At 68.7% G+C, this 19,370-nt stretch carries 24 protein-coding genes; 10 read left to right on the top strand and 14 right to left on the bottom strand.

Annotated features, from left to right (window positions below; all coding sequences use genetic code 11):
- Positions 1-253: 253 nt before the first annotated feature.
- Entirely contained in the window at positions 254-1,108 is an 855-nt protein-coding gene (locus ACXYX3_RS24865; RefSeq protein ID WP_458609409.1) for an LLM class F420-dependent oxidoreductase, read from the bottom strand.
- Between the two features lie 71 nt (positions 1,109-1,179).
- On the opposite strand from ACXYX3_RS24865, the gene ACXYX3_RS24860 reads away from it, so the two are divergent.
- Positions 1,180-1,749: a TIGR03086 family metal-binding protein gene (locus ACXYX3_RS24860; protein WP_458612220.1), complete on the top strand. Its 570-nt coding sequence runs from the start codon at positions 1,180-1,182 to the stop codon at positions 1,747-1,749.
- Between the two features lie 207 nt (positions 1,750-1,956).
- The gene (locus ACXYX3_RS24855; protein ID WP_458609408.1) at positions 1,957-2,961 is read left to right on the top strand and encodes a PHP domain-containing protein; all 1,005 of its coding nucleotides are present in this window, start codon (positions 1,957-1,959) and stop codon (positions 2,959-2,961) included.
- A 4-nt stretch (positions 2,962-2,965) separates the two neighbouring features.
- Here ACXYX3_RS24855 and dinB read toward each other — a convergent pair whose 3' ends face one another.
- Together dinB and ACXYX3_RS24845 are read right to left on the bottom strand one after the other, a co-directional pair.
- Complete coding sequence (gene dinB, locus ACXYX3_RS24850; RefSeq protein ID WP_458609407.1) at positions 2,966-4,180, bottom strand: DNA polymerase IV; 1,215 nt, start codon at positions 4,178-4,180, stop codon at positions 2,966-2,968.
- A 36-nt stretch (positions 4,181-4,216) separates the two neighbouring features.
- Positions 4,217-4,858, bottom strand: a complete 642-nt coding sequence (locus ACXYX3_RS24845; RefSeq protein ID WP_241206795.1) for a TetR/AcrR family transcriptional regulator — start codon at positions 4,856-4,858, stop codon at positions 4,217-4,219.
- A gap of 76 nt (positions 4,859-4,934) precedes the next feature.
- On the opposite strand from ACXYX3_RS24845, the gene ACXYX3_RS24840 reads away from it, so the two are divergent.
- Positions 4,935-6,410, top strand: a complete 1,476-nt coding sequence (locus ACXYX3_RS24840; protein ID WP_458609406.1) for a flavin-containing monooxygenase — start codon at positions 4,935-4,937, stop codon at positions 6,408-6,410.
- Here ACXYX3_RS24840 and rraA read toward each other — a convergent pair whose 3' ends face one another.
- The 6 genes from rraA to ACXYX3_RS24810 form a co-directional block, all read right to left on the bottom strand.
- On the bottom strand, positions 6,411-6,890 hold the full coding sequence (rraA, locus tag ACXYX3_RS24835) for a ribonuclease E activity regulator RraA (RefSeq protein ID WP_241206797.1): 480 nt from the start codon (positions 6,888-6,890) through the stop codon (positions 6,411-6,413).
- A gap of 20 nt (positions 6,891-6,910) precedes the next feature.
- Complete coding sequence (locus ACXYX3_RS24830; protein WP_458609405.1) at positions 6,911-7,363, bottom strand: hypothetical protein; 453 nt, start codon at positions 7,361-7,363, stop codon at positions 6,911-6,913.
- A 76-nt stretch (positions 7,364-7,439) separates the two neighbouring features.
- A complete protein-coding gene (locus tag ACXYX3_RS24825; RefSeq protein ID WP_458609404.1) occupies positions 7,440-8,360 on the bottom strand; it encodes a copper resistance D family protein in 921 nt (306 codons plus the stop codon).
- The gene (locus ACXYX3_RS24820; protein ID WP_458609403.1) at positions 8,357-8,935 is read right to left on the bottom strand and encodes a copper resistance CopC family protein; all 579 of its coding nucleotides are present in this window, start codon (positions 8,933-8,935) and stop codon (positions 8,357-8,359) included. The genes ACXYX3_RS24825 and ACXYX3_RS24820 overlap by 4 nt, the downstream gene beginning before the upstream one ends.
- 41 nt (positions 8,936-8,976) lie before the next feature.
- Positions 8,977-9,489 (bottom strand): hypothetical protein, encoded by a 513-nt coding sequence (locus ACXYX3_RS24815; protein WP_458609402.1) that lies wholly within the window; start codon positions 9,487-9,489, stop codon positions 8,977-8,979.
- Between the two features lie 28 nt (positions 9,490-9,517).
- Positions 9,518-10,174 carry a DUF6474 family protein gene (locus ACXYX3_RS24810; RefSeq protein ID WP_241206802.1) on the bottom strand — a complete coding sequence of 219 codons (657 nt, stop codon included), beginning with the start codon at positions 10,172-10,174 and terminating at the stop codon, positions 9,518-9,520.
- Between the two features lie 153 nt (positions 10,175-10,327).
- Here ACXYX3_RS24810 and ACXYX3_RS24805 point away from each other — a divergent pair, with 153 nt between their 5' ends.
- The 3 genes from ACXYX3_RS24805 (at position 10,328) to ACXYX3_RS24795 (ending at position 12,925) form a co-directional block, all read left to right on the top strand.
- A complete protein-coding gene (locus ACXYX3_RS24805) occupies positions 10,328-11,218 on the top strand; it encodes a hypothetical protein (protein WP_458609401.1) in 891 nt (296 codons plus the stop codon).
- 94 nt (positions 11,219-11,312) lie between these two features.
- On the top strand, positions 11,313-11,804 hold the full coding sequence (locus ACXYX3_RS24800) for an ImmA/IrrE family metallo-endopeptidase (protein WP_458609400.1): 492 nt from the start codon (positions 11,313-11,315) through the stop codon (positions 11,802-11,804).
- Positions 11,801-12,925: a hypothetical protein gene (locus tag ACXYX3_RS24795; protein ID WP_458609399.1), complete on the top strand. Its 1,125-nt coding sequence runs from the start codon at positions 11,801-11,803 to the stop codon at positions 12,923-12,925. Before ACXYX3_RS24800 ends, ACXYX3_RS24795 begins: the two co-directional genes overlap by 4 nt.
- A gap of 39 nt (positions 12,926-12,964) precedes the next feature.
- Here ACXYX3_RS24795 and ACXYX3_RS24790 read toward each other — a convergent pair whose 3' ends face one another.
- The 3 genes from ACXYX3_RS24790 to sodN form a co-directional block, all read right to left on the bottom strand.
- Positions 12,965-13,363 (bottom strand): helix-turn-helix domain-containing protein, encoded by a 399-nt coding sequence (locus ACXYX3_RS24790; RefSeq protein WP_046363341.1) that lies wholly within the window; start codon positions 13,361-13,363, stop codon positions 12,965-12,967.
- A gap of 462 nt (positions 13,364-13,825) precedes the next feature.
- Positions 13,826-14,359 carry a peptidase gene (locus ACXYX3_RS24785; RefSeq protein WP_111512184.1) on the bottom strand — a complete coding sequence of 178 codons (534 nt, stop codon included), beginning with the start codon at positions 14,357-14,359 and terminating at the stop codon, positions 13,826-13,828.
- A 164-nt stretch (positions 14,360-14,523) separates the two neighbouring features.
- Positions 14,524-14,958 carry a superoxide dismutase, Ni gene (sodN, locus tag ACXYX3_RS24780; RefSeq protein ID WP_241206806.1) on the bottom strand — a complete coding sequence of 145 codons (435 nt, stop codon included), beginning with the start codon at positions 14,956-14,958 and terminating at the stop codon, positions 14,524-14,526.
- A 98-nt stretch (positions 14,959-15,056) separates the two neighbouring features.
- On the opposite strand from sodN, the gene ACXYX3_RS24775 reads away from it, so the two are divergent.
- Positions 15,057-15,341, top strand: a complete 285-nt coding sequence (locus ACXYX3_RS24775) for a S26 family signal peptidase (RefSeq protein WP_458612219.1) — start codon at positions 15,057-15,059, stop codon at positions 15,339-15,341.
- Between the two features lies 1 nt (position 15,342).
- Here ACXYX3_RS24775 and ACXYX3_RS24770 read toward each other — a convergent pair whose 3' ends face one another.
- The gene (locus ACXYX3_RS24770; protein WP_241206807.1) at positions 15,343-15,501 is read right to left on the bottom strand and encodes a hypothetical protein; all 159 of its coding nucleotides are present in this window, start codon (positions 15,499-15,501) and stop codon (positions 15,343-15,345) included.
- A gap of 384 nt (positions 15,502-15,885) precedes the next feature.
- On the opposite strand from ACXYX3_RS24770, the gene ACXYX3_RS24765 reads away from it, so the two are divergent.
- Genes ACXYX3_RS24765 through ACXYX3_RS24755 form a run of 3 tightly spaced genes read left to right on the top strand, consistent with a single transcriptional unit; the run spans position 15,886 to position 18,139 of the window.
- Entirely contained in the window at positions 15,886-16,236 is a 351-nt protein-coding gene (locus ACXYX3_RS24765; RefSeq protein ID WP_241206808.1) for a rhodanese-like domain-containing protein, read from the top strand.
- 57 nt (positions 16,237-16,293) lie between these two features.
- Complete coding sequence (locus ACXYX3_RS24760; RefSeq protein ID WP_241206809.1) at positions 16,294-17,313, top strand: DUF4328 domain-containing protein; 1,020 nt, start codon at positions 16,294-16,296, stop codon at positions 17,311-17,313.
- 4 nt (positions 17,314-17,317) lie between these two features.
- On the top strand, positions 17,318-18,139 hold the full coding sequence (locus ACXYX3_RS24755) for a glycerophosphodiester phosphodiesterase (protein WP_241206810.1): 822 nt from the start codon (positions 17,318-17,320) through the stop codon (positions 18,137-18,139).
- 3 nt (positions 18,140-18,142) lie between these two features.
- Here the strand turns inward: ACXYX3_RS24755 and ACXYX3_RS24750 are convergent, their stop codons facing one another.
- Complete coding sequence (locus ACXYX3_RS24750) at positions 18,143-19,363, bottom strand: LCP family protein (protein ID WP_458609398.1); 1,221 nt, start codon at positions 19,361-19,363, stop codon at positions 18,143-18,145.
- Positions 19,364-19,370 lie beyond the last annotated feature (7 nt).

Here is a 19,370-nt window from a genome sequence, read left to right as displayed (position 1 = left end):
GTTCAGCTATACGTACACCGCAGGAGTGATCACCGTGTCCATCAACCCGGTTACCCGCACTCGGATCAGTCGTATTACCTGGTCACTGTTCCGCCACCATGTCAAAAGCCGCGAATTTCCGGCTAAAGCAGAGCGCCTGATCACCCCTGACGAACTCGTTCGGTACGGCTTCTAGCGAATTTTGTCGCACCCGTCGATCTGTAGACGGACCGCGAGAACCGCAACGTTGCCTTCCGTTACCGAATCGTGATCGTCACTGATCTTTGCTGAGTAGACCTGAGTCGCGAATCGCCTCGGCGAGCGGCTCGAGCACCGCGGGATCATAGGGCGGTGGCAGGTAGATGATCGCCAGATCGAGGCCCTCGGCACCCAGGGCGACGCAGTCCTCGATGAGCTTGCGGTAGTTCTGGTCCTCCAGCCGCACATGCGACGAGAGCATGATCTCTTTGGGGTCGCGCCCCACGTCGGCGCAATGCCGCTTCAGCACATCCCGCTTGCGGGCGAACTCCTCCGGGGTGCCGCCCACGTAGTTCCAGTGGTCGGCGTACTGGGCGGTGATGCGCAGGGTGCGTTTCTCGCCATTGCCGCCGATGCAGATCGGCGGATGCGGCTGCTGCGGGCCCTTCGGCTCGTTGCGCGCGTCCTTGAGCTGATAGAACCGCCCGTCGAAGGTGGTGGTCTCCTGGGTCAGGAGGCCCTTGAGCACCTGGCACGCCTCCTCGAAGCGGTCGAACCGTTCCTTGATGCCGCCCAGTTCGATGCCGTAGGCGCCGGACTCCTCCTCGTTCCACCCGGCGCCGATGCCGAGTTCGAGCCGGCCATTGGACACGATGTCCAGAGCCGAGGCCATGTTGGCCAGGACGGCCGGATGTCGGTAGTGGATGCCGGTGACGAGCACGCCGACACGCAACCGGGTGGTCGCCTGCGCCAGGGCGGTCAGGGTGATCCACCCCTCCAGGCAGGGGCCGGACGAGTCCGAGAAGATCGGATAGAAGTGATCGAAGGTCCAGCCGGATTCGAAGACGTCGATATCGTCGGCGGCCTGCCAGACAGCGAGCATGTCCGACCAGGTGGTGTTCTGCGGGGATGTCTTGAAGGCGAATCTCACTATGCCGACTCTAGGACGAAACCCTCGGGATGCGCCGATGAGTTCGCCACATGATCCGAGTCAGCATGGACATGATCGATATGACCTCTGCATGTGCAGGCACCGCGGATCTGGTGCGGGCCGTCAGTGACGATGAGTTGAGTGGACCGACACCCTGTTCGGAGATGAGCGTGGCGGCGTTGGTGTCGCATCTGGGCGGGCTGGCGGCGGCGTTCACCGCGGCGGCCGCCAAGGACTTCGGCGAGCTGACCGACACCCCGCCCGAGATCAGCGACCAGCTCGACGACGATTGGCGGACGTTCTACCCGCAGCGGCTGAAGGAGATGGCTGTGGCGTGGAACGGCCCGGCGGCGTGGGAGGGAATGTCGCGCGCCGGCGGGGTGGACTTTCCTGCCCAGGTCGGGGGCAGGATCGCGCTCACCGAGGTGGTCGTGCACGGCTGGGATCTGGCCCGCGCGACCGGCCGACCCTATGCGGTGGACGACGACGTCCTGCGTGCGGTGCTTCCGCACGTGACGGAATTTGCCTCTGGCGCACCGGTCGAGGGACTCTTCGCCGCGGCGGTGCCGGTCAGTGACGATGCGCCACTGCTGGATCGGGTGATCGCGCTGACCGGACGGGATCCGGCCTGGACGCCTTGAGGCGCGCCTAACAGCCTCACTGCACCCTTCCGTCGGAGAAAACACTGACGCCTCGGCTCACGTCGAGCCCTGCCCAAACCGACGTTCGGGCGGATAATTGCCGTGCTTTCGCGCCCAAACGTTGGTTTGGGCGTAGTCAGTTGGTAGAACCGGACAAGAGGGGTCTTGACACGAATTTCTCTCCTCGGATACGGGCACACTGGGGGTATGGATCCGGTCACCGCTCTGCGCCAGATCGCCTACTACAAGGACCGTGCGCGTGAGGATCCGCGCCGAGTGATGGCCTACCGCAACGCCGCCGACGTCGTCGAGGCGCTCACCGACGCGCAGCGGGAGAGGCACGGCGCCGCCAACAGCTGGCAATCGCTGCCCCGGATCGGACCCAAGACCGCCAAGGTCATCGCCCAGGCGTGGGCCGGGCAGGAGCCCGACGTGCTGGTCGAGTTGCGGGAATCTGCAGAGGATCTCGGCGGCGGTGTGATCCGGGCGGCGCTGCGCGGTGATCTGCACGTGCACTCGAACTGGTCGGACGGCTCGGCGCCCATCGAGGAGATGATGCTCGCCGCCCGCGACCTGGGTCACGAGTACTGCGCATTGACCGACCACTCACCGCGCCTGAAGATCGCCAACGGCCTCTCACCCGATCGACTCCGCCACCAACTCGACGTCATCGACGAGGTCCGCGAAACCGTCGCTCCCATGCGCATTCTCACCGGGATCGAGGTCGACATCCTCGAGGACGGCTCACTCGATCAGGAGCCCGAACTGCTCGAGCGGCTCGACGTCGTCGTGGCGAGCGTGCATTCCAAGCTGGCGATGGATGCCCCTGCCATGACCCGGCGCATGATCACGGCCGTCACCAACCCACACGCCGACATCCTCGGGCACTGCACCGGCCGACTGGTCACCGGCGGACGAGGAATGCGCCCGGAGAGCAGCTTCGACGCAGACGCCGTGTTCACGGCGTGCCGCGACGCGGGCACCGCGGTGGAGATCAACTCGCGGCCGGAACGGCGCGATCCGCCGACCCGATTGCTCACCCTCGCGATGGACATCGGCTGCGTGTTCTCCATCGACACCGACTCGCACGCACCTGGCCAACTCGATTTCCTCGGCTACGGCGCCCAGCGCGCGCTCGATGCCGGGCTGCCCGCCGAGCGCATTGTCAACACCTGGGATGCGGATACTCTGCTCGCCTGGACGCGAGCCTGACGCGTCAATCGGGCAGCATCGGCATCTCCCAGCCGGTGTCCCGGCCCACCAGAACTCCCCGCGTCACGGCGGCATTGCCGTAGCGTCCTCGCACCCGGTCGATCGCCGCGTCGATGCTCGTCGTGTCCGCGGCGAGTTCGCAGTGCGAGAACGGCAGCTCCATCTGCTGCGCACCGTCGCGGTCGATGTTGCACACCGCGAACCCCACCAACGTCAGGCCCCGCTCGGCGATCAACGGCGCCGCGGCCGCCACCAGGGACCGGGCCGCCTGCAGGATCGCGTCCGTCGACGCCGTGGCCCGGGGCAGCGTGTGAGACCGGGTCACCCGGCCGAAATCGTCGAACCGCACGCGCAGCACCACGGTGCGTCCCGTCCGGTCGGCCGCCCGCATGCGCCGGGTGATCCGATCGACCAGGTTGACCACGACTGCATCCACCTCCGCCGGCGACATCGTGTTGCCGGCCCGCCCCAGCGCGCGCTGGGCCCCCACCGATCGGCGGCGCTGCCCCGTCACCACCCGACGGCGATCCTGATTGCGCGACAGGGCAAACAACTGGCGGCCCATCGCCCCGCCCACCATCGATCGCAACGTGGCCTCGTTCAGTTCGGCGACGTCGGCGACCGTGTCGATGCCGTGCTCGTGGAGCTTGGCAGCGGTCTTGGCGCCAACGCCCCACAGTCGGCGCACCGGCAGCGGGTGGAGGAAGGCGAGCTCGCGATCGGGCGGCACCAGCAGCAGCCCGTCGGGCTTGGCTTCCTGACTGGCCACTTTGGCGAGGAACTTGGTGCGCGCGATCCCGACGGTGATCGGCAACCCCACCTCGTCGCGCACCCGTTCCCGCAGCCGTGCGCCGACCTGCACCGGTGTGCCCGAGACCCGGCGCAGCCCGGACACGTCAAGGAAGGCCTCATCGATCGAGAGGGGCTCCACGGCCGGCGTCGTATCCCGGAACACCGCGAACACCGCCTCGCTGGCCTGTGAATACGCCGACATGCGTGGCGGCACCACGATGGCTTGTGGACACAACGCGCGGGCCTGCCGACCGCCCATGGCCGTCCGCACCCCGAACGCCTTGGCTTCATAGCTGGCTGCCAGCACGACGCCGGCGCCCACGATCACCGGCTGACCGCGCAGCGCAGGGTTGTCCCGCTGCTCCACCGACGCGTAGAACGAGTCGAGATCAGCGTGGAGGATGCTGGCTTCCCCGGACACGAACACATGTTCGCATCGAGGGCCGACAGAACGACCGAACAGCTAGTCCGAGTCGCCGTAGATGCTGGTGGTCCAGATGTGCACGAGGTTGTCGAGCACCCGGTGATCGGGGACAGCAGGCTGCTGGCCGACGAACGTGGCCGCCATGACCGACTCGTTCATCAGGTTGAGCGCAGTCGCCAGTTCGATCGCGGGCACCGTCACCGGTGCCGCACCGGCAGCCCGCTCCGCCTCGATGACGGTCGCGGAATGATCGATCCAGCGCTGCATCGACCGCGCCCACATCTCGCGCGCGGCCGAGTCCGTGCTGCGCACCCCGACGGTCGCCGCGCACACCGCACGGTGGGCGCCGAAGGTGCGCACGAACACGTCGATACCGCGGCGCCAGAACGCCCGGCGATCCACGGGCCGCGTCGCGATGATCTCGGCCAGTGCCGCGTCGGCCTCGGCGATCACCCGCTCCAGCAGTGTGAGCAGGACGGCATCCTTGGAGGGGAAGTAGAAGTAGAAGGTGGGCCGCGAGATCCCGGCGCCCTTGGCGAGGTCGTCGACTGAGATTTGGGCGAGGGGGCGGTGCTCCAGCAGCCGCTCGGCGGTCTCCAGGATCGCCAATTCCCGGTCGTCACCGGACGGGCGCGAACTGCGCCGGCCGCGGCCGGCACGCGCATGGCTGGTGGTGGTCACTCCCTGAACTTTACACTCTGTTGAGATTGTCGACGCGGTGTTGACTGACTCGACGCGGCGTTGATAGCTTGCCTCCATGACCGAGTTCGTCGACGTCGTCATCGTGGGAGCCGGCATCTCCGGCATCAGCGCCGCATGGCACCTGCAGGATCGCTGCCCCGGCACCAGCTACGTCGTCCTCGAGCGGCGGGCCCACCTCGGCGGTACCTGGGACCTCTTCCAGTACCCCGGAATCCGCTCGGACTCTGACATGTTCACTCTCGGCTTCCGGTTCAAGCCGTGGACGTCGAACAAGGCCATCGCCGACGGACCGTCGATCATGGCCTACCTCGAGGAGACGGTCACCGAATTCGGGATCGACAAGCACATCCGCTACGGGCACACCGTCACGAATGCCGACTGGTCCGACGACGAGAGCCGCTGGACGGTGACCGTCGACCGCGACGGTGAACAGGTCGAGATCTCCGCCCGCTACCTGATGGCCTGCAGTGGCTACTACAACTACGACCAGGGTTATGCCCCGGAGTTTCCGGGGGCCGCCGATTTCACCGGTCCGATCGTGCACCCGCAGCACTGGCCCACCGATCTCGACTACGCCGGCAAGCGCATCGTGGTGATCGGCAGCGGTGCCACCGCAGTCACTCTGATTCCCGCCCTTGTCAATTCCGGTGCCGGACATCTGACCATGCTGCAGCGATCGCCGACGTTCATCGCCGCGCTGCCCGACGTCGACCCGTTCACCGTCGCGACCAACAAACGCCTGCCCGCCAAGGCCGCCTATGTGTTGAACCGCTGGAAGAGCATCCTCGCCCAGTCCGCGCAGTATCAGATCGCCCGGCGCTTCCCCGACTTCTTCCGCAAGCAACTCCTGACGATGGCCCGGCATCGACTGCCGGAGGGCTTCGATGTCGACAAACACTTCAACCCTCGCTACAACCCGTGGGACGAGCGAGTGTGCCTGGCTCCCAACGGAGATCTGTTCAAGACCATCCGCGCGGGCAAGGCCGACATCGTCACCGACACCATCGATCGTTTCACCGAGACGGGCATCGCGTTGTCGTCGGGCAGGCACCTGGATGCCGACATCATCGTCACGGCAACGGGATTGAACCTCCAGCTATTCGGAGGTGCGACGATCTCACGCAATGGTGAGCCGCTGGTGCTCAACGAGTCGATGGCCTACAAGGGCATGATGCTGACGAACATGCCGAACATGGCGTTCACCATCGGCTACACCAACGCATCGTGGACGCTGAAGGCCGACCTCGTGTCGGAGTTCTTCTGCCGTGTCATCAATCACATGCAGGACAAGGATTACGACACCGTCGAGCCCAGGCATCCCGGTTCCACCGTCGACGAAGCGCCGCTGATGGACTTCACGCCGGGATACGTGCTGCGCGCACTGGACTATCTGCCCAAATCCGGCTCGCGCACCCCCTGGCGGCTCAAGCAGAACTACCTGCTCGACCTGCAACTGATCAGGCGCGGCAAGGTCGACGACTCCGCTCTCGAGTTCACCAAACACCGCGCGGCAGTGCGCAGTTCGGCATGATCAGCCGGCGACGACGACGATCCCGTCGTCGTCGCTGTAGGCGATGTCACCCGGGGTGAACACCACACCGCCGAACTCGACGGCCTCGTCGCGCACGCCGTCGCCGGTCTTGGTGCTCTTGCGCGGGTTGGTGCCCAGCGCCTTGATGCCGATGTCGAGGGTCCGCAACGTCGAAGCGTCCCGCACCGCCCCGTTGATGATCAGCCCGGACCAGCCGCTGGCCCGGCCCAACTCCGCGATCACGTCGCCCACCAGTGCGGTGTGCACAGACCCGGACCCATCGATGACCAGCACGCCACCGTCGCCGGGCTCCGAGAGGACCGATTTGAGCAGCGCATTGTCCTGAAAACAGCGCACGGTGGTGATCGGGCCGGCGAACTCGGTGCGCCCACCGAACTGACGCATCTGCAGATCACAGCTGCGCACATCGGGGCCGATCTCGTCGACCAGGTCAGCGGTGGGGCGCGGAGTCACAGTCACCGCGCCATTATGCCGCGGCCTCAATCCTGATTGCGCCGTGCGGCGAGCAGAACCACGACCAGCGCGAGAATCCCGGTGACGGCCGCGGCGGCGAGAGGTAGACGAGCCGACCGGGACTCCTCCCGGCTGACGGGCACGGGGGCCGTGACGGCGGGGCTGGCTGTCGCGACAGTCGTTTTAGCCTGCGCAGCAACCTCTTTGGCGGCAGTGGCCAAAGCGTCGGCGTCCTGCGGCGGGAGGACCTTCTCTGCCGGAACCTTCTTCGCCGGGGCTTTCTTGGCAGGCGCCTTCTTCGCCGGCGCTTTCTTGGCCGCTACCTTCTTCGCCGGCACCTTCTTGGCGGGCACCTTCTTCGCCGGGGCCTTCTTGGCGGGCGTCTTCTTGGCGGGTGTCTTCTTGGCCGGAACGGCTGCGGGATCGCCGTCGGGGGGCGAAGCATCCGATCGGTCTTCGGGCCGATCCGACTGCTCCATGTCACCGCTCCTTCGACTGTCCAGGCCTGCGCGTCAATTCATCATGCCAGGCCCGCCTGCCCGTCGGTGTGCCGTGTCAGCCGGTCACCGCGAGCGTCGCCGCCGCAGCCAGCGTGACCGCCATCAACCCCAACTCGGTGTAGGCACGGGTGCGCGAGAGCCCGGCGCTGGACCGGTGGGCCCGCGCGTCGGGCAACCAGGACGCGCGATTGCGCCAGGCCAGCACCAGAAGGACGGCTGTGAGCGCCACCTTCGCGCACAGCACCCTGCCCCACCCGCTCGACACCAGCTGCGTGGGTGTCTCGAGTACCGCCAGGCCTGCCACCACACCGCCGATGAGCAGCACAGCGACGCTCGCCAGTGACAGCTGGGAGAAACGCGGCAGCACGCGCGCCCACTGCCCCCGGTGCGACACGGTGAGCACCAGTGCCGCGAGCGCTCCACACCAGACGGCTGCAGCGAGCGTGTGCACTGCGACAGCGACACCGCCGACCGCGTCCTCACCCAGGTGCCCCGTCAACGGGTGGCCCACCACACCGATGGCGGCGACCCCCGCCGTGGCGGCCGCCACCGGTGCGGTCCGCGGCGCGAACGCCGCCGCGACGCCGACCGCTGCCGCGGCGATGATCGTCACCAGCGCGGCACGCCCGGGAGCGGTGTCGACGCTGAAGTCCCACACGATGTGCAGACCGACGCCGGCGACGCTGCGGCCCGCCGCCTCAGCGGTCGCCAGGACGAGCCGCAGCAGCTCAGCCGCCAGCCACACCGCCGAGGCGGCCAGCAGCGGCGCGGTGGCGCGTCGCAGCAGCTCATAGCGATGCCGTGGGCCGTCGAGCGCGGGCACCACCGACAATCCCACGGTCACCACCGCGGCGCTGTCGGCGACCGCCCGGACCAGCGCTGTCGACAGCGACGCCCCCGGGAAGGCCAGCGCCCACGCCAGCACGCAGGCGGCGGTGACGAGCAGACCGCCCGCCGCCGCCCTGCCACGCGTCATGATCTGCGGCGGACCGCCCACACCGCACCCGCGGCCACCACGGCGAGCGCGCCGACCACGAACGGCCACGCCGGCGGCCCCGCAGGCGAGTCCGGAGCAGCTTCCGACGCAGTCGGTGTCGGCGACGGCGCGGCCGCCCCGGACGCGGCCGGCGTGGGAAGAGCTGCGGGCGCACCAATCGACACCTGGAACGGCCACGACCCCGTCACGACGTGACCGTCAGCTGATGTCGCCCGGTAGTTGACCGTGTAGGTGCCGGCGGGCGCGCCGGAGCGGACCCCGACGCTGATCACGGCGCCGTCGACGGCGGGTTCGCCGTCGGCCCACTGGGTGCCGTCCGGGCCGACGACCGTCATCGCCGCGAACTCGGGTTGCATCGTCTCGCTGAACGTCGCGCTGACCCGGGTGGGGGCCTGGGGCAGGACAGCGTTGTCGGCGGGATCGCCGGCGAGGCGGGCGGCGTGCGCCCACGCCGGACCGGCGTTGATCAGCGCGGCCAGGACGAGGACCAGTCCGGTTGCCGCGATCGCGAAGAGGTGGGCGAGCCGCGGCTGCCCACGGTGAAGTACGTGCATTCGTTTGTCTGCTTCCTGTGTCGGTTCTGTCGGGATCGGGGTCAGCCCGCGACGGGCGGACCTCGATGCGACATCGACGTGGCGAGCAGCAGCTCCGCGAACAGCGGTTGGTCGGCAGCACAGAGGACGCATTCCGGGGTGTCGGAGACCGTCGCCTCCGCCGGGACGGCGGTCCGCCGCACGACGCGGCCCAGCAGCCGGCAGAGCCGCTCGCCGGCGTTGATCAGCAGGGCACCCACCAGGACTGCGCCCACGTGCGCGGCGAGCATCGGCCCATGGGTCGCGGGTGCGGCGTGAGGGTGACCGACCGCGAGCACCGCGTGGCCCACGAGCTGTCCCGCCGACAGCAGAAGGGCCATCGGACCCACATTCCGGGCACGGGGGGTCGCCGTAGCGACCGCGCCCACCGTCACCCCGACGAGCAGCAGCCCGACCATGCCGGGGCCGACGGCGAGATGGCCACCGCCGGTCGCGTGAGCGGCCAGCGACAGCGCCGCCGTCACCAGGCCCGCAGCGCCACCACGCAGCAGGACCGGCTGGCGCGCGTCGGGCATGGTCTGGGGCCGGGTTCTCGAGTGGGGCTCAGGCCACGCCGAGGCGTGCCAACAGATCGGCGTCGATACCGTCGAGCTGCTGGGCGATGGCCGCGTGGGCCGGCTTGCGGCGAGCGGGCGGCATGCTCTCAGCGGCCGTGACCGCGGCCGCCAGATCGGTGAGGCGCTCGCTGATCGCCGCGGCGAACTGTTTGGTCTCGGCGTCCTTCGGCTTCTTCTCGGTCAGCTGGCGCAACGAATGCTCCGCCCCGGCGATCCGCGCGGACAGCTCCGCACCGTGCCCCGAGAACTGCCCGAGCTGGCTGACGGGAATGCCGAGGCGGTCGGCGCGACGCTCGTCGATCAACCCCCGAGCGGAGATCGACGCGCGGTACACCAGCGGGATCACGACCGGCGCCAACAGTCGCGACACCGTCAACGCCCTGCGAATCTTCGTGGGAGTGAACAACTTTCCTTCACGAGCGGCCTTCAGCTGAGTTTCGGCCACCTTCAGCGCGGCGCGATCGCTGTCCCGTTGTGCCCGCAGCTGCGCCCGCAGCGCCTTCGCCGCGGACTTCTGCTCGGCTTTGAAGCGGCGTACCTCGTTCTTGGCCGAGAGCTTGGCCTCCAGCTTCGCCTTGGTCTTGATCGCGCGTCTCTCGGCTCTGCGAGTGGCGCGGGACTTACGTCGCTTGAACAGACTCATCCCTGGGCCCTCTCCACTCTCTCTAGCCGGCGGTGACCCACACTAGCGTCCGCCTTCCGGTGATGAACCGCCTGGAGGGCAGGGACCGCTGTGCGAGAATCGAACATCACCCGGGACCTCCTTCCGCCCGACGCCCGGGAAGGTGGTGACGACGTGGGTCCGCGAGCGCGCAGTGCCGTAGCCGCCTGTCTGACCGCGGGTGGTCTCTGGGTCTGCGGCTCCGGCGCGACGGCATCTGCCGAGCCTGCCGACGCGACCGGTCCCGCCGCCTCCGGCGAACGCAGCCAGGACCCGCCGCGGGTCAACCGCCCCCCGGCAGCGGAGGAGCCGTCGAGCCGTCGTGGGCTCGGCACGAAGTGGCGCCGCCCCCACCGCGTCGTCCACCGGCAGGATCGTGATCCCACCGATCCCTGCTGCGACAGGGGCGGTAAGGACTGTGGTCCGGGCTGGCCCTGGCCGCCGTCCGATCCCGACGATCCGGAACCACCCGGCATCCCGGCACCCTCGGAGCATGGTGGCGTCAGCGATCGACCGGTGGTCGCGCCGCGCCCTGGCGGGATCGGCACGCCCGGTGTGGGCGCACCCCAGACACGGCCTCCGATCGAGCTGCCCTTCGACCCCGACGTACTCGACGTCGTGCCGGGCGTCGGACTGCCGGCGACCGGGGCGAGCGCGCCGATCACGCTGCCGGTGCTGCCGGTCGTCGCACCGGCAGCAGGAGCGGGACCGGGTATCGGTGCTCCGCGAGCTGTCGAGGCCCCGCCGGCACCGGCTGCCCCGCCCCGCGTCGCACAGGAACCGCCCCCGGCCCGGCCGGTCGAGCCGGTGGAGAACGCCCTCGCCGGGTCCCGGCCACCGGCGCCGACCCGGGTCGGTTACGGCGACACGTTGCGCACCGCAGGCACATCGCAGCTGGCCGCGCTGGCGTTGCCCGGCGTCGTCGGCATTCTGATCCTGACGGCGCTCGGCGGTGTGGTCGGCTACCGCCAGGCCAAGGCCGGGCAGACGGTTCGTGCCCGCAGCACAGCGCGATTCATGAACTGAGACGATATGCGTGCCGGCTTGGGGTAAGCGGCGCATAGTAAAGCTGTCGCCATTGGGGTCCGACGAGTCGGAGAGGGTCTGAGAGGGGGGCGCGATGCCTGCGAGTCGCCACGTCACCCGTGCGGTGGGGGAGGTGCTCGACCTGGCCCCGCGGCACGGGGAGATCACCTTGCCGCGTCTGGTCCAGGCGGTCAGCGAACACCGGGGCCGCTCCATCGAACTCACCAGCGCCGAACTCCCGCCCGGCGTCTGCGGTCAATGGCGCCAGTACACCGATCACGACGTGTTCCTGATCCAGCAGGGTCTGCCCGCCTGGGATCGCACCCTCGCCCACGAACTCGGCCACCTGGTGCTCGGGCACGAGGGCATTCCCGTCACCGAGGCGGCCCGCGACAGCACCGAGCTGGCCAGCTCGGAGCTGATCGGTTACATGCTCAACCAACGCACCGGATGCATGGGTCCCGCCGGCGAGGACGCCGAGCAGGAGGCGGAGGACTTCGCGGCGCTGTTGATCTACCGGCTGGGCCGGTTGCCGTCGGATCGGTCGTCGATCGTCCAGGTGCGCCTCGGAGAGGCGTTTGGTTGATCGTCTGGGTGATCGCCGGTCTCCTGGGGTTGGCGACCGGACTTCGCATCGGCTGGGCGCTGGTCAACAAGCAGTCTCTGGTCAGCTCCGCGATGATCCTGGCGCTGGGCAGCCTCGGGGTGGTCGCAGCGCTCAATTGGCAGCCGCTGGCACTGCTGATCGACACGCTGCTGCACTGGCCCAACATCGCGATGGGACTCAGCCAGGTGGCGCTGATCGCCTGCGCTGCGGGCAGCTGCGTGATGATCACCACGGTGTCGAGCAACCGGTCGCCCGCTGCCGCCAGGAAGATCGCGATGGTGCAGTACGGGGTCGCCGGGGCGATTGCCGTGGCCAGCCTCGCGGTGTTCTTTGCAGCGGGCCGAGGCACCGAGATGGCTCCCCGCGAGTATCTGCGGCGCAGCCTCGGCGGTGAGGGAGCGTCTCTGCCGTGGTTGTTGCCGCTGCTCTACGTGATGCTGGCACTGAGCCTGGTCGCGTGGGCGGGACTGCGGCACAGCAACAGGACCCGCCGGGGACGAGCGCTGTTCGTGTTCACCGTTGGCATCGCCCTCATCGTCGCGGCGTCCGCGTTCTTCCTGCTGCGTGCGGTCGGCACCAGTGGCGCGGTCGGGGTGGGCGCGGCGGCCACGCTGCTGGGCGCGGCGATGTTGATCGTGGCGGCGGGCTCGCTGCTGCCGAGCCTGGAGGACTGGTTCGGCGCGCGGCGTGAACTGCGCATCATCCGGCCGATCCTGACCGAACTCGGACGTCGTCACCCCGACGTCGGCATCGGAGTCCGCCCGCGCGGACCGCTGGTGTTCCGGGTGGCCGAGCGCATGTCGCTGATCTCCGATGCGCTGTTCCTCGAGGCGACCGCCGCAGCGGGCGCCCTGCGCCGCGTCGACGCCGGCTCGGCGGGAACCGACTCCGCAGAGGGGGACGAGCCCGACGGGCACACAGAGGTGCAGCCGCCCGACGTGACGCCGGTGGAGCAGGCCGCTGCGATCGCGGCGTGGATCGCCGAGCAGCAGGATTTCCCCGGTCTGTCGTGGCTACGACAGCCCGCCAGCTATTCCGACCGCGAATGGATCCTGGAAATCGCCCGTCAGTACCGTGCTCTCGACTCGGGCGGCTCGTAGGCCCGCCTTCGCCGGTCCGACCCGCGGAAGCGGGTCAGGCTACACGTCGAGGTTCTCTTTACGCCGCAGCTCGTCGACCTTCTGAACGATGTCCTGTTTCGCCTCGGCGGACAGGCCGACCGTGCGGGCTGCGATGCGGCGAACACCCTCGTCCCGCATCCCGGCGAGCAGCGTCAGCTCCTTGTCGAGCTTCTCGTAGTACTCGTCGTCGGTGAAGTACGCCGGCTTGATGCGGAAGAAGTTGGCAAGCGCGGCCATCGTGGCGACCGAGGGATTGGTTCGGTTGCCAGAACGCAGCTGCGACAGGTAGGGCGCAGACATGGTGACGCCTTCGGCCTTGAGTGCGGCGATCACCTCGGCCGAGGTGTGGGGGCCACGTCCGGGCGGGTAGACGGTGTCGAACAAGCGATTCAGGCGAGCGGCAAACGTGTTGCTCATGGGATTGACCTCCACATACTGACGAGCGTTTTTCAGGGGCGGCGTATTTGCTGATCATCGTAGCGACAGATGTGTCCACAACCAAGTGCAAACCACGGAAAAGTAAACCAGGGCTTGCGTCGCTGGCCGCCGCTGCTGCTGTGAACGGCGTGGACGCGGTATCTGCCACGGGCGGGGCACGATGCAGCTAGGCAAATAATAACGCCTCCGTAGCAAGGGTACGTGCGGCTTTCCCCCGACGGGTTGCCCGCGCAGGTGACCAGAAGGTGGTTGGCAACCACGCGCCACGGGGCGAGGCGAACACACAGGAATTTGCTAGGTGTTCGGTCTGTCACGATCCCGACCGGATCGTGAGCCGCGCTGCACGCCCGGTGATGCGCAAACCGCGGCGGCCGCCACCGTCGCTGACAGTGCCACGCTGTCAGTAGCCAATGGCACCGGGCGAGAAGTCTTCCCGGCTGGTCAGGCGGCCAGCAGCATCGCGAGAATCGCGGTATCGGGATGGCTGATCGGATCGAGACCCACTCGGCTCACCATCGATGTGACGGTGCCGTCGGACTCGGCCTCGACCCAGGCCGCGCGGTGTTCGAGACCCAGATGGGGCAGCCCGGGCAGCAGGACACACCCCGACGCCGCCCCTGTGCACTCGGGCAGCGACGGCGTGGTCTCCGACGGGGGATGCAGCATCAGCAGCGCGGGCGGCTGCCGTTCTGCGAAGTGCCCGGGCGCCACCGCGGCATCCCCCACGACCGTGCCCTCGGCCACGACCAGCCCCACCGTTCCCGGCTCCGGCTCGTCGGGCAGTTCCTCGCGCGCTCCGAAGATCGTCGTGGTGGACAGCAGGCCCGGCAGCGACGCGACACGCACCGCGACCATCAACAGCTGCGCCCACTCCTTCGTGGAATCAGGCCACCGGCCCGACACGACGAAGCCCTTGAGGGACCCACGCGAATGAAACGGTGCGATCTCGATCGCCCGACCGGACCCGAAATCCATCTCGCCTCCCGGCATCGGTGAGCAACAGCCAGACACGTCTGTGGGTCGATTCGCTCAGGATGCGGCAGCCCTCGGCAAGCACGCAAGTGGACACGGCGCATCGATACCTCGCGGACACAAAACCGGCCCGGTCCACGAGGACCGGGCCGGTGACGGGTGTGGTGTCACGCAGGCGGGTAGACACCCATCTGCTTGCCCTTGTCGGTCTGCCAGAAGATGTCGGAGATCTCGTCGATGGTCTTGAGCAGCTTCTCCGCGACAGCGGCGTCCAGAGACTTCTTGACGTCGCCGGCGCCGTGCACGCCGTCCCAGAACAACTGGTGCAGGTTCGGGAACTGCTCGAAGTGCTCCTTGGTGAAGAAGTCGGCCCACAGCACCATCAGGTGATGCTTGACCTCTTCGGCCTGGCGCTCCTTGATGATGATCGCGCGGGTCTTGAAGTGGTCGTCATCCGAATCGTGGTACTTCTGAATGGTTTTCAGGCACGACATCGCCTCGATCTTGGCCTGGGCGGGGTCGTAGACACCGCAGTACAGATCGCAGTGCGCATGGGCAGGAGTGGCATTGGAGAACACGGAGTCGAAGAGTCGATGCAGCATGGCTTTAACTTACCCTCAAGATCATGGGGCTTAACCTCGGACGGCCGGTATTTCCGCACGGTCCGCCGGTGCGTCGGTTCCTGGTGGTCGAGGACTCGATGCGGCCGACGTTGCAGCCGGGGGACGGCCTGCTCGCGCTGCGCTGCCGACACATGAGCACCGGCCAACTACGCGTGTTTCCCGACCCGTCGCGCTCGTCGCGCTATCTGGTCAAGCGGGTGGGCCGAGTGCGCCGCGATGCGGGTGGTCTGATGTTCGAGGCGGTGTCGGACAACGCCGACGCGCCGGGCGTGGTCGATTCGCGAACGTTCGGCTGGATCGCCGCCGATCGCAGCTACCGGGTGGTGTGGACCGTGCGCCGGGCCGGCCGCCGTCCCACGTGACTCAGAACAGGACGATGAGCGCCAGAACGGCGAGCAACACCAGCGCGATCACGCCGGCCCGCATGAAGGCCATCAACTGACTGCGCGTGTAGGCGCGCGACGACGACTGCCACTCCGACGGCGGAAACGCCGAGCCCGGCCCTGTGGATGATTGGGCCATCAGATGCTCCTCACCTGCACGTTGATGCTGCTGCCCCCACGTGCGCACCCCAGTGACATCTGTCACAAACGAACCATGTGATCGCGATCATAACCTCATTTGTCCTACTCGGAAAAATCGGCCGGACATCAGCGGCAGCGTCGTCGAAATCGTTAGGCGGCCGAGACATTTCGCTCAGTTCGTTTCCTGGACTGGCAACCGGCTGTGAATTCTCGGGATGTTTCGGCGCGCGATCATCCACAGCCCGCCGAGACGGCGCTGACAATTGCCCTCACAGCCTGTGGATGAACCTGTGGAATCTGTGGATAGGTCGGTGCCGGGATCGATTTCGCTGCCGCCCGGGCGCGGTGGTGCCGCCGACCCGGAACATGTCAGCATGGCCACATGGACCACACCGGGGTGAGGCAAGCGGGCGTCGGCGAGATCCCGGCCGAGTTCGACACCGGATCGGACGGCCCCGTCCTGCTCGACGTCCGTGAGGACGACGAGTGGCGGCTCGGGCACGCCCCGGGCGCGCGGCACATCCCGATGAGCGAGGTGCCTGCCCGGATGGCCGAGATTCCGGCCGACGCCGAGCTGTACGTCATCTGTCACGCCGGTGGTCGGTCCCAGCGCGTCGCCGACTACTTGGTCCGCAACGGCTATCAGCCGGTTAACGTCAGCGGCGGGATGTCGGCCTGGGCCGGTGCGGGCCGACCGGTGATCACCGATGACGGCCGTCCGGGCACCGTCTGATCCTGGTGTCGGGCTCCTTCTGATCAGCCTTTCAGCCGGCGACATTAAGCTGGCCGGATGATCCAGGTGTGCTCCCAGTGCGGGACGCGATGGAACGTGCGTGATCGGCAGCGGGTCTGGTGCCCACGCTGTCGGGGCACGTTGCTCGCCCCGGGGAGCTCGGCACCGGCACCGGAATGGGGTCGGCGTGACCCTGCGCCCGCGCAGCGGCGGCCCACCCCCGGCTTGCCGCCGGGCTTCAAGTGGATCGCCGTGCGGCCCGGCGCGCCCCCGGCGCCGCGCCCTCCCCGCCGCGATCTTGGCCCGACGCCCCGGTATTCGGTGATCCCGAGGTGGGGTCTCGTCGAGCACTTCGACACCCCCGCCGAGGAGAAACCGGTACGCACCGGCCCCTCCCTGACCGCGGTACAGATGACCCTGGTGACCACCGCTGCGGTGCTCGGCGCCGCCGCATTCGTGCACCTGATCCGCTACGTGCTGCTGATCGTCAACCGCACGGTGCTGCTCAATCCGTGGGTGGCCGGTATCGCCACCTGGGGCGGCGTGGCGGTGAGCGTGGTGGCCCTGTTCACCACGGTGGCCAGCATCCTGCTGTTGACGCAATGGCTGGTGAGCCGGCGCGCCGCCGCCTACGCCCACCACGGGCAGGACGATCCTCGCCCGGCCTGGATGCTGCGGTTGTGCTGCCTTCTGCCGCTGGTGAACCTCTTCTGGGCGCCGGTGTTCGTGCTCGAACTGGCACAGGTCGAAGGCCGGCAGAACTGGCTGAGACGACCCATCTCGGTGTGGTGGGTGGTGTGGGTGGTCAGCACCGCGGTGTCGGTGTTCTCGATCGCCACCAGCTTCACCACCGACCCTCAGGGCATCGCCGACAACACCGTCACCACGATCGTGGCCTACCTGTTCGCCGCGGGGGCTCTGCTCCTGGTGCTGCAGGTGTTCCTGGGCTTCGAACGCCAGCCGGTGGAACGGCCGTCGAAGCGGTGGTTGATGGTCACGGCACCGGCGGTGGCCGAAACTCCCGGCGACGATCAGGCGCGTGCGGTTGAGCCGGAAGGGCAGAACCCGGCAGCATAGCCTCATGAGTTCCGGCGGGACGTCCGACGGCCACCCGTTCGTGGTGGCTCACCGTGGCGCCTCGGCCGATCTGCCCGAACACACCAGAGCGGCCTATGCGCGGGCGCTCGACGAGGGTGCCGACGCGGTGGAATGCGATGTGCGGTTGACCCGCGACGGGCACCTGGTGTGCGTGCACGACCGTCGGCTGGACCGCACGTCGACGGGCAACGGACTGGTCAGCGAGATGACCCTGGCCCAGCTGCGGGAACTCGATTACGGCTCCTGGCATCCGAGTTGGCGTCCCGACGGCAGCCAGGGCGACACCGGGCTGCTCACTCTCGACGATCTGGTGTCGCTGGTCCTCGACTGGAACCGGCCCGTGAAGATGTTCATCGAGACCAAACACCCCGTCCGCTACGGCGCACTGGTGGAGAGCAAGGTGCTCGCGCTGCTGCACCGGTACGGCATCGCCTCACCCGCGTCGGCGGATCTCTCCCGGGCAGTGGTCATGTCGTTCTCCGCCGCGGCGGTCTGGCGGATTCGGCGGGCGGCTCCGCTGTTGCCGACGGTGCTGCTGGGCGAGACGTCCCGATTCCTCGGGGGCAGTGCGGCGACGACGGTCGGCGCGACCGCGGTCGGCCCGTCGATCGCCACGTTGCGCGAGCATCCCGAACTGGTGGACCGTGCCGCGGCGCAGGGACGTGCCCTCTACTGCTGGACCGTCGACCACTACGAGGACGTGCAGTACTGCCGTGACCTCGGGGTGGCGTGGATCGCGACCAACCATCCCGGGCGCACCAAGGACTGGCTGCAGAACGGCCTGAAGGGCGCGGGTCGCGACTGACGGTCAGGGGTTCGCGGCATCGAGCACGTCCTGCGGGATCGGTGCATCCGACGCCAGCGCGGAGAACAACTGCTGCGCCGCCTCGCTGTCCCACACGACGATGGAACCGGAGCCGTTCTCGGTGAACTCGCCGATCGGCACCGTGATGTTCTGCAGGTCGCCGCGCAACGCCCAGCCCAGCCGCGCGAGATCCCACACGTGGTCGCCGTCGGCGACGGTGACGGTGTCGGCCGCCGCGGTGGCCATCGGGTACCAGCGCAGCGGGTTCAGCAGCACCGACGGGCTGACCGCGCGGTGCACCAGCGTGGACATGAAGGCGCGCTGATTGGCCATCCGGTCGAGATCGGCGCGCGGGGTGGCGCGGCTGCGCACGAACCCGAGTGCCTGCTGTCCGTCCACGTGTTGGCAGCCGGCGGGCAGGTCGATGCCGGCCAGCGGATCGTTGACGGGTTCCGGTGGGCACACCGTCACGCCGCCGACCGCGTCGACGAGACCTGCGAAGCCGCCGAAACCGATCTCCGCGTAGTGGTCGACGCGCAGTCCGGTGGCCTGCTCGACCGTCTGGGCGAGCAACGCCGGGCCGCCGAGGGAGAAGGCGGCATTGATCTTGTCGCTGTCGTATCCGGGGATCGGCACGTACGAGTCCCGGGGGATCGACACCATCGTGGCCGGGGTGCTCGACCCCAGTCCGGGCAGATGGACCAGCAGGATCGTGTCGGTGCGGCTGTTGCCGAGGTCTCCACCGGTCGCGAGCTCGGCTTGCTGTTCGGGGGTCAGATCGGACCGGCTGTCCGAACCCACCAGGAGCCATGTCGTCCCGGCCCCCTGCGCGGGCCGGTCCGCGTAGTCCGTCAGAGCCGGGACGCGCCGCAGTGTGGTGTCGATCCAGACGCCGGCACCGAGCAGCGCCAGGACCGCCACCAGCAGTACGACCGGGATCACCCGTAGCCAGCGCCGCGGGCGGCGCGGGGGGCGTCGCGGCGGGGTCGGGGCAACAGGTGGGCGCGCAGCGGGTGGGCGCGCAACGGGTGGGGGTCGCCGTGCGTGCGGCGGCGGCGGGGCGGGGCGTCGCGGCGGAACCGGCGGTGAGGGTGCGGCCGGCGGGGGTGCGGGCCGGTAGCGCGGATCGCGCCGGAGCTGTGGCGGCGGCTCCCGCCGCGGCGGATGGCCACGTGGCGGGGGCGGTGGCGCCGGCCGGGGGACGGGCGGCCGCTCGTCGTTCACAGCAAGA

The sequence above is a fragment of the Mycobacterium sp. Panama NTM2 genome, from assembly GCF_054355555.1.
Note: the sequence above shows the minus strand (reverse complement) of the source record. Positions and strands in the feature narration are given on the sequence as shown.